Genomic DNA, 15340 nt, shown 5'->3' with positions numbered 1-15340 from the left:
GCTCCTCTGGGTATCAGGATTAAGATATAACATAACAAATGCGAGGCCCGATCGCAGCCTCGGGATCGACCTCCCCCCGCTTGATTCGCCGCGGGGAGTGCAGTATCCCGCATTTCGCGAAAAATGGAACCGCCCCGGGCGTCACGAGCCACCTCGATGTCGCGGAAGGGCCGGGCACTGCCGCCGGCGCGGTGGCGGCCAGCGCTGCAGCAGCCCGCCCCGGGGGCCGGCCAGCAGCGAGGCCAGGTAGCCCACGCCGGCCAGCAGGATGATGCAGGGGCCGGAGGGCAGGCCCAGGTGGTAGGACGCCAGCAGGCCGGTCACGCTGGACGCCAGCGCCACGCCCACGGCAATGGCGATCATGCCCTCGAGCCGCCGGCTCCAGTAGCGTGCCGAGGTGGCGGGCAGCAGCATCAGCCCGGCGGCCATCAGGGTGCCCAGGGTCTGGAAGCCGATCACCAGGCTGGCGACCACCAGCCCCATGAACAGGGCATGAAACCACCCGGCGTGTCGGCCCTGCAGGGTGAGGAAACCCGGGTCGAGGCACTCCACCACCAGGGCCCGGAAGGCGATGGCCACGGTGATCAGCACGGCGCTGCTGGCCAGCGTCACCAGCAGCAGGGTGGGGGTGTCCACGGCCAGGATCGAGCCGAACAGCACATGGCCGAGATCCAGCGGCGATCCCGACAGGGACATCACCATCACCCCGGCCGCCATGGCGACCAGGAACAGGCTGGCCATGGCGGCGTCTTCCCGCAGCCCGCTGATGGTGGAGATGCTGCCGGCCATGGCAACGGTCACCAGGCCGGCGATGAGCCCGCCGAGCATCATCAGCGGCAGCGAGAAACCCGCCAGCAGGAAGCTCACGGCCACGCCGGGCAGAATGGCGTGGGAGAGGGCCTCGCCCATCAGGCTCATGCCGCGCAGGGTCAGCAGCACGCCGATGACCGGCGCGGTCAGCGACAGGGCGATGCAGGCGGCCAGGGCGCGGCGCATGAAGCCATAGTCCAGTGGCGAGGTGAGCCACCACAGCAGGGAGTCGAGCATCGCAGCATTCCCGGAGGCATGTCTTGAGTGCTATGTTATAACATAACTATCACGGTCGCTGCCCATCTTTCATGTCGGACCACCCTTCAGGACGGGGTGCGGGTCAGTAGCGCAGCGCCACCCCCAACTGATTGGGTCCCACCAGGAAGGCGTACTCCCCCTCGAGATGGATATCGCCGAGCGACACCCGCGCCGGCTGGAAGCGGTTCACCGCCGCCAAGGCCTGGCGCGGCTGGGTCTGCAGCTGCAGCTCGCTGACCAGCATGCCGGTGGCGAAGTTGATCGCCCCGTCGCCCTCGCGGCCGTCGCCCACGGCGATCACCAGCCCCGCCAGGGTGTTCACGGCCAGTGACCCCAGCCGCGCCTCCAGGCTGCGCCGCCGGCGCTCCTCCTCGGCCACGGCCTGGAGCAGCCGCCGGGCGCTCTCGAGATCGCCCTCGCCGTCACGCAGCTCCCGATGGGCCCGAGGGTGTGGCTGGCGATCCAGGAACATGCCTCCCAGTGCCAGGGCGGACTTCACCACCCCCACCCGGGCATCGAAGCGATCGTCGCGGTCGCTCGCCTCGCTGGCCAGCCAGGCGTTGACGGCCAGGCCGGTCGCATAGACCCCGGTCCAGCCCGCCTGCCAGCGGTTGGCGTGGCGCTCGCCCCGGGCCAGGGCATCCTCGTAGGCCTGCAACTCCTGTTCGGGCGTCTGGGCCAGGGTGGGGGCGGCAAGAGCGGTCAGCAGCAGGGCCAGCAGGCAGGCCAGCAGACGAGTCGATGGCATGGTGGTCTCCGGATGACAAGGGCGGGGCCTTCCAAGCGTATCACCGACGGCCGGTTTTTCCCCTCCCCATGGCGATGCAGGCGGCGTGAGCCGACACCGCCGGGCGTGGAAGTGACCGCTCACCGGCGGATATCGTAGAGTCGAAGGGCGCAGCCATGAGGAGGACCCCATGCGCCCGTCCCTCGACGACCACGCCCTCGACTCCCTCTTTCGAGAGGCGCACACCGCCCACGGCTTTCTCGACGAGCCCGTCGACCCGGCCACCTGGCGGCGGCTCTACGACCTGCTCAAGTGGGGCCCCACCTCGATGAACTGCCAGCCGGCGCGTTACGCCTTCGTGACCAGCCTCGAGGCCAAGTCGCGGCTGATTCCGGCGCTCTCCGAAGGCAACCGCGACCAGACCGTCCAGGCCGCCGCCACCGTGATCGTGGCCACCGATACCCGCTTCTACGAGCACCTGCCGACGCAGTACCCCACCTCGCCCAACGCCCGCGAGCGCTTCGCCGCCAACCCCGAGAAGGCCCGCGAAACCGCCCTGCGCAACGCCACCCTGCAGGGCGGCTACCTGATTCTCGCCGCCCGCACCCTGGGCCTGGACGTCGGCCCCATGAGCGGCTTCGACAATGCCATGGTGGACGAGGAGTTCTTCCCCGACGGCCGCTACCAGAGCAACTTCCTGGTCAACCTGGGCGTTGCCGACCCCAGGATGACCCGCCCCCGAGCGCCACGGCTCGCCTTCGAGGAGGTGGCGGAGATACTTTGAGGGCTGCGGGTTCCCGGAAATCTCGATGCAACATCAGTTTGCTGGGGCGTTTATCCCCCGCAATACACCGCCCCGAGCCCTCGAGGGATCGCTGCCTCGCCTGGTGTCCACTAGGCTTGAGGGTGAGCCAGGGGAGGCCGCGGCGTTGGAAGTCGCGGTGGCGGGGCTTGAGTGCAGGTTCACTTGCTGAAGACAGGAGGTGCGTGATGGGTACCTGTGCAACTTGCGGTAATCAATACGACAACACTTTCACGGTCAGCAAGGACGGTGAGAGTTTCGATTTCGACTCCTTCGAATGCGCCATCCACAAGCTGGCGCCGACCTGTGTGCAGTGCGGCTGCCGGGTGGTCGGGCACGGCGTGCAGCACGGTGACACGATCTTTTGCTGCGCCCACTGTGCCGAAATGGCCGGTGAGTCCGGGCTGGTCGACCATAACTGAAGCGGGGCCGCATGCCCGCCCGACGCGACACCGGGCAAGACGCGGCGCTGCCGCACTCTCGTGACAACCAGCACGCCCCCGCCTCTTGACTCTTCGAGTCTAAGACAACGCGTAGGCGGGGGGCTTGTTTCGGGCTAGCCAAACTCCTCGGTGTCGATATCCGCCTGCTGGGCCTCGCTGTAGCGGGCGCCCGCCACGTGGTCCGGCGTCAGCACGGCGTTCAAGCGGGTGACGGTCGCGGCCTCCAGGTTCAGCTCCTCGGCGGCGAGGCTCTCGCGCATGTGATCGACGGAGCGGGAGCCGGGGATCGGAATGACGTCACCCCCCTGGGCCGTGAGCCAGGCCAGGGCCAGCTGGCCGGGCGTCATCCCCAGTTCGCTCGCCACGGTCATGAAGTCTTCCAGCAGGCGCAGGTTATGGGGGAGATTCTCGGCGCTGAAGCGCGGCATGTGGCGGCGCATGTCGCTCTCCTCGAGGCGGGCGGGATCCTTGACGGTCCCCGTCAAAAAGCCCCTTCCCAGGGGGCTGAAGGCCACCAGCGCCGTGTCGGCCTCCCGGCACGCCTCGAGCAGCGCGATCTCGGGGTTGCGGGTCCACAGCGAGTATTCGGACTGCACCGCGGCGACGGGGTGCTCGGCCCTGGCGCGGCGCAGGGTGGTCGCGGAGACCTCGGACAGCCCAACCGCGCGGATCTTGCCCTCCTCCACCAGGCGCCCCAGCGCCCCGGCGCTCTCTTCGATGGGCACCCGGCGATCCAGGCGGTGCAGGTAGTAGAGGTCCAGGTGGTCGGTGCCCAGGCGCGCAAGACTCGCCTCGCACTGCCGGCGCAGCGTCTCGGGGCGCCCATCGATCACCTTCCGGCCGAGCTCGGGATCGAAGGCCATGCCGCCCTTGCTGGCCAGCAGCACCTGGTCCCGCTTGCCCGCCAGCGCCTTGCCCACCAGGCGCTCGTTGGCCGTCGCCCCGTAGAGGGTCGCGGTATCGAAGTGGCGATAGCCCATGTCGAACGCCGCATCGAGGGCGCGCAGCGCCTCGGCCTCGGGCACCGGCCTGCCGTAGGCATGGGAGAGGTTCATGCAGCCCAGGCCGATGCGGGGCGCGGCCACTTCCTTGAGGCGAGCAAAGACGGTCGACATGGAGATTCCTGGTCAGGGGGCAGGGAAAGGCAATCACCGGCGGAGCCGGAGGCGGTTGCGCTTCATCATGCCGAGGCGGGGTAGGGGATCGCAAGGTGGGGAAGTAACACCATGTTCGAGCGCCATTGCCGAGCCTTGATACTATATGAATATATGCCGCTCGCTGCCTCCCAATTACTGACGAGGAGCGCACGCCTGCTGCAGGCTCTGGAGAACTGACATGAACCGTTTTATCGAACACCTGGTGGAACCGCGCCGTCTGCTGCTCTACTGGCAGGCCCGTGAGAGCAAGAACTGCTCTCGCTACCGTGTGGGCCAGCTGGTGAAGCGGGACGGTCAGGTGGTGCTCCAGTACGACCTGGATGGCTCCGAGATGGCGGAGGCCAGGGAAATGGGCTTTCAGGGCTATCCGGCGTTCCCGCTGAAGCAGGCGGAGCATAGCCACCAGGTGATGGACGCCTTCATGCGGCGCTTGCCGCCGCGCAGCCGCCGCGACTTCAGCCGCTACCTGGAGCTGCGGGCCATTCCGGCAGCTGCCGAGGTCAGTGACTTTGCCCTGCTGGGCTACAGCGGTGCCAAGCTGCCCAACGACGGCTTCGAGTTGGTCCATCCCTTCGACGAACCGCCTGAAGCCTTCGAGATGTTGCTGGAAGTGGCCGGCTTTCGCCACGACCACGAGTCGGAGGCCGCGGCCGGCGAGCTGCGGGAGGGTAGTACTGTCCAGTTCGTGGCGGAGCCTGGCAACCCCTTTGACTCCGAGGCCATTCGCATGGAGAACGCCGGGCGCAAGCTGGGCTACGTGCCTCGGGGGCATCTCGACATGCTGCACCGCATGCTCGGCCAAGGTGCCCGCCTGGAGGGAGTGATCTTCCGGATCAATGGCACCGATAACCGCCCCCTGGTCTATGTACTGACTCGGATCTCACAGGAGCACCGTTCCCTGCCGTCTCATGCCCTCAGGATGCAGGCGTAGGCCTGGCAGTGCTTTGGATGGCCACGGTTGTGGTCCTCATCGTGCTCGGGCGGTAAACGTAATGACTTCGATGCTTGGAGCTCGATGCGGCGAAGCGAATGGGATCCAGCTAACATCAACCTATAGCCGACGGCTTCGCTGCGGCTGAGCTTCACGTTAGGCGACGCGAAGGGCGAGTGGTTGTGGGCAGGGCGACCGCCGGCCAGATGTCCCAGGGGCGAATGGCAGGCGTAAGCGGTCTGCTCACCAGCCCGTTACCTCGGCAGGGTATCCGGCCAAGGTATCGGGGCCAATTGAAGCCCGTCCGATATCCCGAGAAATTGTGCCTTATCGGGACAGCCTCTGCAGCGAAGGAACGCCTTTCAAAACGGCAGGGGATGGAGGCCGGGTGTTCGTCTTTATTAGCGAGGAATAAACAATGGATCCTATCGTACTGATCCTTATCGTGATCTTGGCTGTCGCTCTGCTGGGTGGCGGCTACGGCTACCGCAGCGGCAACAACATCCTCGCCGGGGGCGGCGGCATAGTCGGGCTAATCCTGATCGTCCTCCTTATTCTTTTCCTGATGGGCCGTTTATAACGGTGATTGAATGCCCGCCCGGGGACGGTTAAGCGCAGGCTGCTGAACTTTGTCGTTACATCAGACCTTGCTGAAGGTCCGCTCCTGGCAGAACAGCGACGGCCTGAAGGTTACGCCGTCGCTGGCTCCTGCTAGACCTCCGTCCGCGTTTCCTTGGCCGTCCTTACTGCTGGGTACCGGCCGATGGCTGGTATGAATGGCTTCCGGTGGGCGGGCGCAAGCAGGCGTACTCTGTGACTCGATCCGATGGTGAGCGGTGTGGATGGCTGGGATCTACCGACCTCCACCTTACATTAGCGCTTGCCTGTGGTCGGTCCTGTCGAAAATACTGTATATATGGCCAGTATTCGACGAGAGGCCACCGACATGCCACACGATCTGATCATCCCGGCCCACCCGGCACCCCCCTCACAGCCCCTTCCGCACCCCCTCGCGCTCACCCGCGTCGGGCTCAGCGGCTTCCCCAGCCCGGCCCAGGACTACGAGGGCCGCACCCTAGACCTCAACGAGCGCCTGGTGAAGCACCCTTCGGCCACGTTCTTCATGAGCGTCACCGGCGACAGCATGGTCCGCCTCGGCATCCACGAAGGCGACCTGCTGCTGGTCGATCGCTCCATTGATCCGCGCCCCGGCCACATTCTGGTGGCCCTGGTCGATGGCGAAATCACCGTGAAGCGCTACGAGCTGCTCGGCAACCGGCCGCACCTCTGCTCGGGCAACCCCCGCTATGCCCCGATCCCCCTCGACAACCTGGACTGCCAGGTCTGGGGTGTGGTCCGCTCGGTCATCCACGAGTACCCCGTATGATCGGCCTCGTCGATTGCAACTCCTTTTACGTCAGCTGCGAGCGCGTGTTCCAACCGCGGCTGATTGCCCTTCCCGTCGGCGTGCTGTCGAACAACGATGGCTGCGTGATCGCCCTCTCCACCGAACTCAAGGCCATCGGCATCCCGATGGGCATGCCTGCCTTCGAGATCCAGCACTTGGTGCGCCAGGGCCGTATCCACCTCCTGTCGAGCAACTACGAGCTCTACGGCGACATGAGCCAACGCGTGCAGGCGGTGCTCGAGGAGTTCTCCGCTGGCGTCGAGCCCTACAGCATTGATGAGATGTTTGTGAGGTTTGATGGATTCGCGTCGGGCCAACTGCTCGAGCACGCCCGGCAGCTGCACCAGAAGGTCCGCCAGTACACTGGCATTCCCGTATGCGTGGGTGTCGCGCCGACCCGAACCCTCGCCAAGCTCGCTAACCGGGCGGCGAAAAAGATCCCGGCCTACGGCGGCGTGTGCGTGCTGCAGGCCGACAGCCTGGAGGCCCGCGGCCTGCTTCAGAAGATCGAGCTTGGCGACATCTGGGGCGTGGGCCGCCGGCTGGTCGAGCGCCTGGCGCTCATGGGCATCAAGAGCGCATGGGACCTCGCCCAGGCCGATCCGAAGCGGATCCGGCAGCGCTTTTCAGTCACCCTGGAGCGCACCGCTCTCGAGCTTCGCGGCATCCCCTGCATCGAGATGATCGACGGCAACGAGCCCCGCCAGCGCATCATGACCTCGCGCAGCTTCGGCCGCCTCAGCGGCGACCTGGGCGAGATCCACCAGGCCATCCGCCAGCACGCCCAATGCAGCGCCGAGAAGCTCCGGGCCCAGGGAAGCCAGGCCCGCGCCGTCTACGTGTTCCTCAAGACCAACCCCCACCGGCCAGACCTGCCCCAGTACTCCCCCAGCGCCATCGCCGAGCTGGCACGCCCCACCGACGACAGCCGCGCGATCCTCCACGCCGCCAGCCAGGCGCTCACCGCCATCTACCGGCCGAACTTCGCCTTCATGAAGGGCGGGGTCATGCTCATCGACCTGGTGGACGCCAACCGCCAACAACTCTCGCTGCTCGACACGCCGGAACGCGCCGCCCAGCGCGACAAGGGCCACCAACTGATGGCGGCGCTTGACGAGATCAACCAGAAGATGGGGCGCGGCACGGTCACGCTTGGCAGGCCCAGCCCCGGCGCCGCTTGGCACCTGCGCTGTGCCCATCGAACGCCCAGATGGACCACGCGGTGGGAAGAGCTACCCAGCGCCAATATCCGGTAGCCGCTACCGCATCGCCCACACCCTTCATGACGAGATGGGCTCGACCAGCGAAGCGTCGTCCTGTGTGGGCCGATTCACCCGTGTACTCACCGGCCAGTGAGTCATCAACTCCGCCTCGAGGTGATGCACCAGCTGGCGAAGCGTCTCCCGATCGGTCAGATGCGGATCGAGCCACGGCTCCAGGCTCTCCGCATCCAGTGCCAGCGGCATCCGGTCGTGGATCTCCTTGGTCACCCCGCGCGCCGGTTCCGTCAGGATCGCGCAGCCGGCCTTGCCATCCGCCCGCTCGGCCCAGATCCCCGCCAACCATAGCGGTTCGCCATCGGCCCTGGTCAGGTAGTGGGGCTGCTTTCGGCCGTTGACCGGCAGCCACTCGAACCAGCCATCGGCCGGCACCAGGCAACGGTGGTGTGCGAACGCACCGCGGAAGTACCTGGAAGTGGCCACCGACTCGACCTTGGCGTTGATCGGCTGTGGTGCCGTCCCCTGGGCCCAGTGCGGCCTAGAGCCCCACCACAAGTCGTCCATCACCAGTGGCGCGTCGTCATCCGCACGACGCACCGCGGTGATAAAGGTCCCCGGCGCCACGTTGTAGCGTGGCGTCAGCTCCCGCTCCACCAGCGGCAAGCGCAGCGATTCGGAGAGCTTGGGAGGTGGGCTATACAGAGCGAAGCGGCCGCACATGGTCTAAGGATAGGCGATCAGTCGTCGCCGCTCGCCCCGGTCGGGAGAAACCTGGGGGTCCGCTAGGATCTGGCCCATAGGGGATGGTCTCGGTGCGTTATTCGCTGAACATGCTTCCATCTTTCGAGAGGCTCGTGGAGAGGCCCCAGGGTCAATCCCAGCGGATCCAGGTGGCCAGCGCCTCGCGGTTGGCGATCTCGATCTGCTGGGCGCGCGGATCGGGTTCGCTGTGATGCGGGTTCACACCGAGTTCCCGCAGGGCATAGAGCACCAGCGGGCCTCGGCAATACAGCAGTAGCTCACCATCCGTCATGCCGTAGTCCATGGCGAGGAGTTCACGCTCGGCTTCGGGCAACCGCCGGTCGGGGATCAGCCTGACCGCCACCTGGGTGTGCCACTTCTCGTCATGCTGGCCGCCATGAGCCCCCAGCATCTCTCCGCAGGGCTCCGGCACGCTGCGGAAGCGGCTCAACACGAAGTCCCGATAGGCAAGGTGCTTTTCGCAGAAAGCCCGCACATGCCAGCGCCCGGCAGCGAACACCAGGGTGTGCGGCACGATGATGCGCTCCTCCCCCGCCGGGCTGGAAAACGACGCATAGGTCACCTCCAGCCGTAGCCCCTGGCGCGACGCCTTGACCAGTTCGCGTACTACCCCCGGTGACACCTGGCGGCTGGGCAGGGGCAACGACTCGGTATCCGCCGCCCCCAGGCCGAGCCCGGTGAAAGGCGAGTCCAGCCCCTGACCCGACCCCAGCAGATGTAGGTACTCTTCGACCCGGCCGAGGGTGAAGTGTGGCGAGAAGTCCTCGGCGGGCAGGAAGCCCTTGCGCGACTCGTCATACACCAGGTTCGCGGGCACCAATTCCCGATAGCGCTTGAGCACCTTCTGCGCCTGCTGGCGCCCGATGCCGAAGGCCTGGCCAAGCTGCGACGCCACCACCCGGCCCTCCCATAGCGCCAGGATCTCGATCAACCGGTAGCGGGCCAGGGTGTCCCAGGGAAGTGGTGCCATTGCGGTCATACAACCTCCTTATCAGGTGCTGTTCTGCGACCATGGCCATGATCAATATCGGCCTGAAAAATATGCTGGTCTCATGGACAGTGGTGGTGGCAACAGGGATAGGGTGCTTAGATGGGGCAGTAACAATCAATAACGAAATGGAGTTCGGGAATGAGTTATTTCCGGTACTGGGGCAAGGCGAAGCCATCGGGAGAGGGTGAGAGCTGCCATCTATTGCCTTATCACAGCCTCGATGTGGCCGCCGTCGGTTGGTATCTGCTCGCTCCTGAACGCCCACTGGCTCTGCACTTGGCGACACAGCTCGCCATGTCTCCCGAGGCGCTGCGTCGCTTCTTCGTCTTTCTGCTTGGTTTGCATGATCTCGGCAAGTTTTCTCGCACTTTCCAGGGGCTGGCTCGGCCCGAAGGCGTGAAGCTGGTTTCGCCCGTCGAGCGATACGAATATACCGTGCGACATGACCGACTGGGTGCCCTTCTATGGCAGGAGTACTGGTTGACTTGGCTGGAAGGCGGAGTCTTGCGCTGGTCCGAGGTGCATCTGGAGCGTCAGGCAAAGCGTCAGCGCCGCAAGGCCATGCAGGTATTGCTGGTTCCCTTCTTTGGCCATCATGGCCAGCCGGTTGAGGCGGATCAGCTTATTCCCGAACGGTTCTTCGCCGAAGACGCCATCAGTGCCGACACCGAAGCCGCCCGTCGATTCACCGAGGAATGGGCAGAACTCATCGAAATCGAGTGGCCCGTCGTGCAACTGGTCTCGGCCGAATGGCTGGATATCTTCCGGTCACTGAGCTGGACCATTGCGGGCTGGGCGACGCTTAGCGACTGGCTGGGCTCCAACCAGGAGCGCTTTCGTTATTGTCAGGCAGAGATGCCGCTGGCCGCGTATTGGGAGCGTTATGCGTTGCCCCGGGCCGAGGCGATACTCAGCGATACCGGGTTCGGTCAACTACCGGAGCCGTTGCCCTATGCCGGGCTCGAGCCCTGGTTCGATGGCAAGCCGGTTAGGCCAACCCCCTTGCAGCAAGAAGTCGAGACGTTGACGATTTCGGCGGGGCCGCAGCTCTTTATCCTTGAAGACGTTACCGGCGCGGGCAAGACCGAAGCGGCCTGCATCCTTGCCCAGCGGTTACTGGCCGCCGGCCATGCTGAAGGCCTCTACTTCGCCTTGCCGACCATGGCGACCTCCAATGCCATGTATGACCGCCTCGGCAAGCTGCATCGGCGCTTCTACACGGCCGATTCCAATCCTTCCTTCGTGCTGGCCCATGGAGCCAGCAAGCTGAGTGAATCGTTTTCGGCCGCCATCGACAGGCCGCAGCCAGGGGATCGGGACTATGAGCCTGGGGAGGCCACGGCGACCGCCCAGTGCAACCGCTGGCTCGCCGACTCACGCAAGAAGGCGCTGCTGGCCGAGGTGGGGGTAGGCACCATCGATCAGGCACTCATGGGGTTGTTGCCGTTCCGCCATCAGTCGCTGCGTCTCTATGGTCTGGCCCGCAAGGTGTTGATCGTCGATGAAGTGCACGCCTATGACCATTACATGCAGACCTTACTCAATCAGCTGTTGAGTTATCACGCACGTCAGGGCGGCAGCGCTATTCTGTTGACCGCTACCCTGCCGAAAGCGATGCGCCAGTCATTGGCTGCGGCCTGGCGGGGCGGGCTTGGCATGGAGTCGGCTCCCCTGGAGCAGGAGGAATTTCCGCTGCTGACGCAGATCACCCAGGAGGCGCCTCGTGAGGTTGCGTTGCAGTCGCGCCCGGAGGTATCGCGGGAGGTCCAGGTCGGTTGGCTGAGCCAGGAAGAGCAAGCCATCGACGCCGTCATGGCGGCCGTCGAGGGCGGCGACTGTGTCGCCTGGGTGCGCAATACCGTGGATGACGCCATCCGTGCCTTCGACGCCATCCGTGAGCGGCATCCCGAGCCGGAGCGGTGCCTGCTGTTCCACAGCCGCTTCGCCATGATCGACCGTCAGCGTATCGAGTCCGACGTCATCGAACGCTTCGGGAAGGCATCCACGCCGGATGGGCGCCGAGGTCAGGTGCTGATCAGCACCCAGGTCTTTCAGGAGTCGCTGGACTGTGACGTGGACCTGATGATCAGCGACCTTGCTCCCATCGACCTGCTGGTCCAGCGTGCCGGGCGTCTCCAGCGTCATATGCGGGGCCCTCGCCGGACCCCCGCCCTCCATGTGTTGGCACCCGAATGGTCGGAAGAGCCGGATGAGTCGTGGCTGAAGCGAGCCTTGCCTGGCACCAATGCCGTCTATCGGGATACCTCCCTGCTGTGGTTGACCCAGAGAATCCTGCGCGAGTTGGGGGCAATCCGCATGCCTGAGGAAGCGCGTGCACTGATCGAGGGCGTCTATGGCTCTGTGATCGATCTGGTGCCGGATGGTCTTCAGGAGGCGCGCTGGGAGCAACGGGGCATGCAGGGTGTCGCTGAGTCGATGGCGACGTTCAACGCCCTGGAGCTCGAGGCGGGCTACGCCTGGGATCGCCACAAGTGGCAGGAAGAGCAGGAGATGGGCACGCGACTGGTCGATGAACCGACGGTCAATGTGGCGCTACTCAAGCGTGATACCGAAGGTGTTCTGGGGCTCTGGGCCGAGGAGAAGCGCCATGCCGATATGCTCAGCCAGATCAAGCTGCGCCAGAGCCAGGCCCGCAAGTTGGCCGACTTGCCCTCCGAGTATCAGGCCCGGTGGGAGGCCTTGCAGGAGCGCTACCAGGCGCTGCGCTACGTACAGCCGTGGCTGGCCGAAAAGGACTCAGGCTGGCGCTACAGTGCCCACTGGGGACTGGTCGCCGTTGAAGGGAGCCAGTCGTGAACCTCTGCTCAGTGTTCCTCAGGAACGAAGGCCATGGTCTCGTCGAAACCGTACAGGCACTCCCCGGGAAAGCTGTCTGGCTCCATATCGGTCTCGATGGCGGCTGCCCGGCGAGCATCCTCATAGGCCTTTGCCATCAGCTCGGGCATTGTCGCCCTGAGACTGGGGTTGTCTTCCAGCAGCCGAGCCACCTTGGCCTGGGCATCCTGAATGGACAGGCGCCAACTACGCGAGCGGCGTTCAGGCTGGTGGTCCCATTTCAGCAGGTGCATGAGAAGTCGAGCCAACTGGCTGATCAAGGCGCGGCGCTCGCTCTTGCCCATGCTTTCGATCTCCTCGGCAAGGTGCTCGATATCCAGCTGATCCAGCTTGCCGCTACGCAGCAGGGCCGCTTGTTCCAGTGCCCAGGCATAGGCGTCCTGATCGTAGTGTGTCGGCATCTGTCGGCTCCTTGGATCCCGCCTGCGACGTCTATTGGACATGATAACTGCCACGTCGTCAGCGGGTCACGAGGAGAAAGCCCCGCCAGGGCGGGGAACACAGCACCCGTCGAATACATAAACGGTTCAACCCCGAACGGACAGGGAGGGTGCTATTCGGGGATTATGGTCTACAGTGAATTGATCGTCACTGAATACATAAACTTATTGGAGTCGACATGAACCTGCTAATGCATGCATGGCTGCCCCTCCGCACCAGGGATGGAAGCGTGGCCTACTGCTCGCCCTCGGCCATTGCCGACCCCGATATCGTCGATCTGGCGCTGCCCCGCGCCGACTTTCAGGGTGCCGCCTATCAATGGCTGATCGGGCTGGTGCAGACCGCGCTCCCGCCCGAAGAGCACGATGGCTGGATGGATCGTTTGGCTGAGCCGCTGGATCGCGACGCTCTCGAAGCGGCCTTCGCGCCCATCGCGGCGGCGTTCGAGCTAGACGGCGATGGGCCGCGCTTTATGCAGGATCTCGACCCGCTCGAGGATGTCAAGCCTGCGCCGGTCTCTGGCCTGCTGATCGACTCGCCCGGTGCCAATGGGCTCAAGCTCAACACCGACCACTTCGTCAAGCGTGGCCGGGTCGAGGCGATCTGCTCCGATTGTGCGGCACTGGCCCTGTTTACCATACAAATCAATGCCCCATCGGGAGGTGCTGGGTATCGGGTGGGGTTACGCGGTGGCGGCCCACTTACCACCCTGGTGATGCCGGATGATACCGAGGCCAGCCTGTGGCAACGGCTGTGGCTGAACGTGATGCCGACCAAATCTTTTGCACGGCAGGGCAAGGTTGAGACGCCTCGCCCGGACGACGACACCCTCTTTCCTTGGGTTGGGCCTACCCGCATCAGCGACAAGAAGGGCGCCGTCGTGTCGCCGAATGACATGCATGCCCTGCATGCCTATTGGGCCATGCCGCGTCGTTTCCGCCTGCTCGTCGAGGAGCGCCCCTGTCAGTGTGATCTTTGTGGACGGGAAGCGCCCCGATCCGTCAGCGAGATTCGGGCCAAGAACTACGGCGCCAACTATGACGGCCCTTGGGAGCATCCGTTGACCCCTTATCGCTGTGACCCGAAGAAGCCCAATGAGCCACCGCTTTCCACCAAGGGCCAGCCGGGCGGACTGGGCTATCGCCACTGGTCGAACCTGGTGCTGAAGGATGCCGAGAACAGTGGCGCATTGCCGGCGGCCGTGGTGCATGACTACCTGCATGGCAAGGCGCCTGCCAATCGCGATGCACGACGCGATGGCGAGGCGTTCGAGGCGTTGCTGAGTCAGGCCCGGCTCTGGGCCTTCGGTTATGACATGGACAATATGAAGCCCCGTGGCTGGTATAGCGTGGAGATGCCGCTGGTCGCGGTGCCGCCGGCGAAGCAGGCGGTACTGAGATCTTGGGTGCAGGACTTCACCGAGTTGGCCCGCCAAGTGGCCTGGATGGTGCGCAACCAGGTCAAGACCGCCTGGTTCTCGCGTCCCGCCGATGCCAAGGGCGACATGAGCCCCATCGATACCCAGTTCTATGAGCGAACACAGGCTGCTTTCTTTCGCGCCCTCTTTGATATGCAGCAAGCCCTCGGCGAGGGCGAGAGTACGCATATGCCGTCCTCTGCTGCAGAAAACTGGTATCGAACCTTGAGGCACGAAGCCCTGCAGTTGTTCGATGCGCAGGCCCTGACTGGACCCATGGCCGAGCTGGATATGAAGCGCATCACAGGGGCCCGCCGTAACCTGCGGGCCTGGTTGTCGGGGCGCAGCAAGGGGAGCAAGGTCGTCACCCAGTTCGCCAAGAAGGGAGGGTTCGCGATAACAGGATCCAAGGAAGCCACATCAACCGAGGAGGTTGCGCCATGAGCGAGGGAGAAACGATGGAGGTGGCGGAGAGCGCACCAGCAGTCACCGAACGATTGCAGGCACTGCGTCCTGAAGAGGCCTACGAGGTGCGTCACTGGTGGAGGCGTTTGACGTTACCTGCCGAGGAACTGAAAGCCTTCACCCAGGCACCGCCCTGGCCGAAAGGTGTGCGGGCCAGGTTGCGCCGCTGTGAATCCTTGGAGGCTGCCATGCTGGCTGAGGCCTTTCGGACTCTGTGGCATCGAGTGGAGCAAGTCGGGAAGCACAGCATCGAGCCGCGCGATAGCCGATTACAGGCCTGGGCTTGTATTGCCCTGATTCTGTCCGAGTTACGCAAGGATATCTCAGATGTCCCGTTAGGGAGGCAACTGGGGCAACAGAAGAGTGAAACGGGTAAGCCTTGCATGAGTGAGCTACGTTTTCAGCAGCTTATGAGTTGCCAATCATCGGAAGAACTGATCAAAAGGTTAAGGCGAGCCTTGAGACTCGTTGATTCTCAGGATAAGCCAGACAAGCGAGGCGTCAGCGTTGTCCACCTGGCCGACAATATCGCGCTCTGGTGGCGCGAATCTCGGGGCGAGTTGGCCCCCCAGCCATCCAGCCGGCTCGGCTTTCTCTGGGCCAATGACTATTTCGAGGCGCTGTCCCGCTATCAGCGCGCCAGTGACTGATC

At 64.7% G+C, this 15340-nt stretch carries 15 protein-coding genes; 9 read left to right on the top strand and 6 right to left on the bottom strand.

The genetic code is table 11. The features are described 5' to 3' along the window. Nucleotides 1-141: 141 nt before the first annotated feature. Both CR157_RS13945 and CR157_RS13940 read right to left on the bottom strand, forming a co-directional pair. On the bottom strand, nucleotides 142-1047 hold the full coding sequence (locus tag CR157_RS13945) for a metal ABC transporter permease (protein WP_110284142.1): 906 nt from the start codon (nucleotides 1045-1047) through the stop codon (nucleotides 142-144). A 103-nt stretch (nucleotides 1048-1150) separates the two neighbouring features. Continuing rightward, entirely contained in the window at nucleotides 1151-1816 is a 666-nt protein-coding gene (locus CR157_RS13940) for a hypothetical protein (protein WP_110284141.1), read from the bottom strand. 169 nt (nucleotides 1817-1985) lie between these two features. Here CR157_RS13940 and CR157_RS13935 point away from each other — a divergent pair, with 169 nt between their 5' ends. Together CR157_RS13935 and CR157_RS13930 are read left to right on the top strand one after the other, a co-directional pair. Beyond that, on the top strand, nucleotides 1986-2579 hold the full coding sequence (locus tag CR157_RS13935) for a malonic semialdehyde reductase (protein ID WP_110284140.1): 594 nt from the start codon (nucleotides 1986-1988) through the stop codon (nucleotides 2577-2579). 206 nt (nucleotides 2580-2785) lie between these two features. Continuing rightward, nucleotides 2786-3019, top strand: coding sequence for a hypothetical protein (locus tag CR157_RS13930; protein WP_110284139.1), 234 nt, complete (start codon nucleotides 2786-2788; stop codon nucleotides 3017-3019). Between the two features lie 134 nt (nucleotides 3020-3153). On the opposite strand, the gene CR157_RS13925 is transcribed toward CR157_RS13930, so the two are convergent. Then, complete coding sequence (locus CR157_RS13925; RefSeq protein ID WP_110284138.1) at nucleotides 3154-4155, bottom strand: aldo/keto reductase; 1002 nt, start codon at nucleotides 4153-4155, stop codon at nucleotides 3154-3156. A 220-nt stretch (nucleotides 4156-4375) separates the two neighbouring features. Here CR157_RS13925 and CR157_RS13920 point away from each other — a divergent pair, with 220 nt between their 5' ends. The 4 genes from CR157_RS13920 (at nucleotide 4376) to CR157_RS13905 (ending at nucleotide 7792) form a co-directional block, all read left to right on the top strand. Next, nucleotides 4376-5128: an HIRAN domain-containing protein gene (locus CR157_RS13920; RefSeq protein WP_110284137.1), complete on the top strand. Its 753-nt coding sequence runs from the start codon at nucleotides 4376-4378 to the stop codon at nucleotides 5126-5128. A gap of 418 nt (nucleotides 5129-5546) precedes the next feature. Beyond that, nucleotides 5547-5708: a DUF3309 family protein gene (locus CR157_RS13915; protein WP_110284136.1), complete on the top strand. Its 162-nt coding sequence runs from the start codon at nucleotides 5547-5549 to the stop codon at nucleotides 5706-5708. 366 nt (nucleotides 5709-6074) lie between these two features. Beyond that, complete coding sequence (locus CR157_RS13910) at nucleotides 6075-6515, top strand: LexA family protein (protein WP_110284135.1); 441 nt, start codon at nucleotides 6075-6077, stop codon at nucleotides 6513-6515. Further along, nucleotides 6512-7792: a Y-family DNA polymerase gene (locus CR157_RS13905; protein ID WP_110284134.1), complete on the top strand. Its 1281-nt coding sequence runs from the start codon at nucleotides 6512-6514 to the stop codon at nucleotides 7790-7792. Before CR157_RS13910 ends, CR157_RS13905 begins: the two co-directional genes overlap by 4 nt. Before the next feature lie 24 nt (nucleotides 7793-7816). Here the strand turns inward: CR157_RS13905 and CR157_RS13900 are convergent, their stop codons facing one another. After that, complete coding sequence (locus CR157_RS13900; RefSeq protein WP_110284133.1) at nucleotides 7817-8476, bottom strand: SOS response-associated peptidase; 660 nt, start codon at nucleotides 8474-8476, stop codon at nucleotides 7817-7819. Between the two features lie 151 nt (nucleotides 8477-8627). Beyond that, nucleotides 8628-9497, bottom strand: a complete 870-nt coding sequence (locus CR157_RS13895; protein ID WP_110284132.1) for a WYL domain-containing protein — start codon at nucleotides 9495-9497, stop codon at nucleotides 8628-8630. 150 nt (nucleotides 9498-9647) lie between these two features. On the opposite strand from CR157_RS13895, the gene cas3 reads away from it, so the two are divergent. After that, nucleotides 9648-12326 (top strand): CRISPR-associated helicase Cas3', encoded by a 2679-nt coding sequence (cas3, locus tag CR157_RS13890; RefSeq protein ID WP_110284131.1) that lies wholly within the window; start codon nucleotides 9648-9650, stop codon nucleotides 12324-12326. An 8-nt stretch (nucleotides 12327-12334) separates the two neighbouring features. Here cas3 and CR157_RS13885 read toward each other — a convergent pair whose 3' ends face one another. Beyond that, nucleotides 12335-12766, bottom strand: a complete 432-nt coding sequence (locus tag CR157_RS13885; RefSeq protein ID WP_110284130.1) for a DUF29 domain-containing protein — start codon at nucleotides 12764-12766, stop codon at nucleotides 12335-12337. A gap of 218 nt (nucleotides 12767-12984) precedes the next feature. Between CR157_RS13885 and casA the strand changes: the two genes are divergently transcribed. Further along, nucleotides 12985-14667: a type I-E CRISPR-associated protein Cse1/CasA gene (gene casA, locus CR157_RS13880; RefSeq protein WP_110284129.1), complete on the top strand. Its 1683-nt coding sequence runs from the start codon at nucleotides 12985-12987 to the stop codon at nucleotides 14665-14667. After that, complete coding sequence (casB, locus tag CR157_RS13875) at nucleotides 14664-15338, top strand: type I-E CRISPR-associated protein Cse2/CasB (RefSeq protein ID WP_110284128.1); 675 nt, start codon at nucleotides 14664-14666, stop codon at nucleotides 15336-15338. Before casA ends, casB begins: the two co-directional genes overlap by 4 nt. Nucleotides 15339-15340: the final 2 nt, after the last annotated feature.

It is taken from the genome of Halomonas sp. LBP4, from assembly GCF_003202205.1.
In the GTDB taxonomy this organism is placed as follows: domain Bacteria; phylum Pseudomonadota; class Gammaproteobacteria; order Pseudomonadales; family Halomonadaceae; genus Halomonas; species Halomonas flagellata.
The sequence above is the reverse complement of the archived record's forward strand: the minus strand, read 5'-3'. Positions and strand labels throughout refer to the sequence as shown.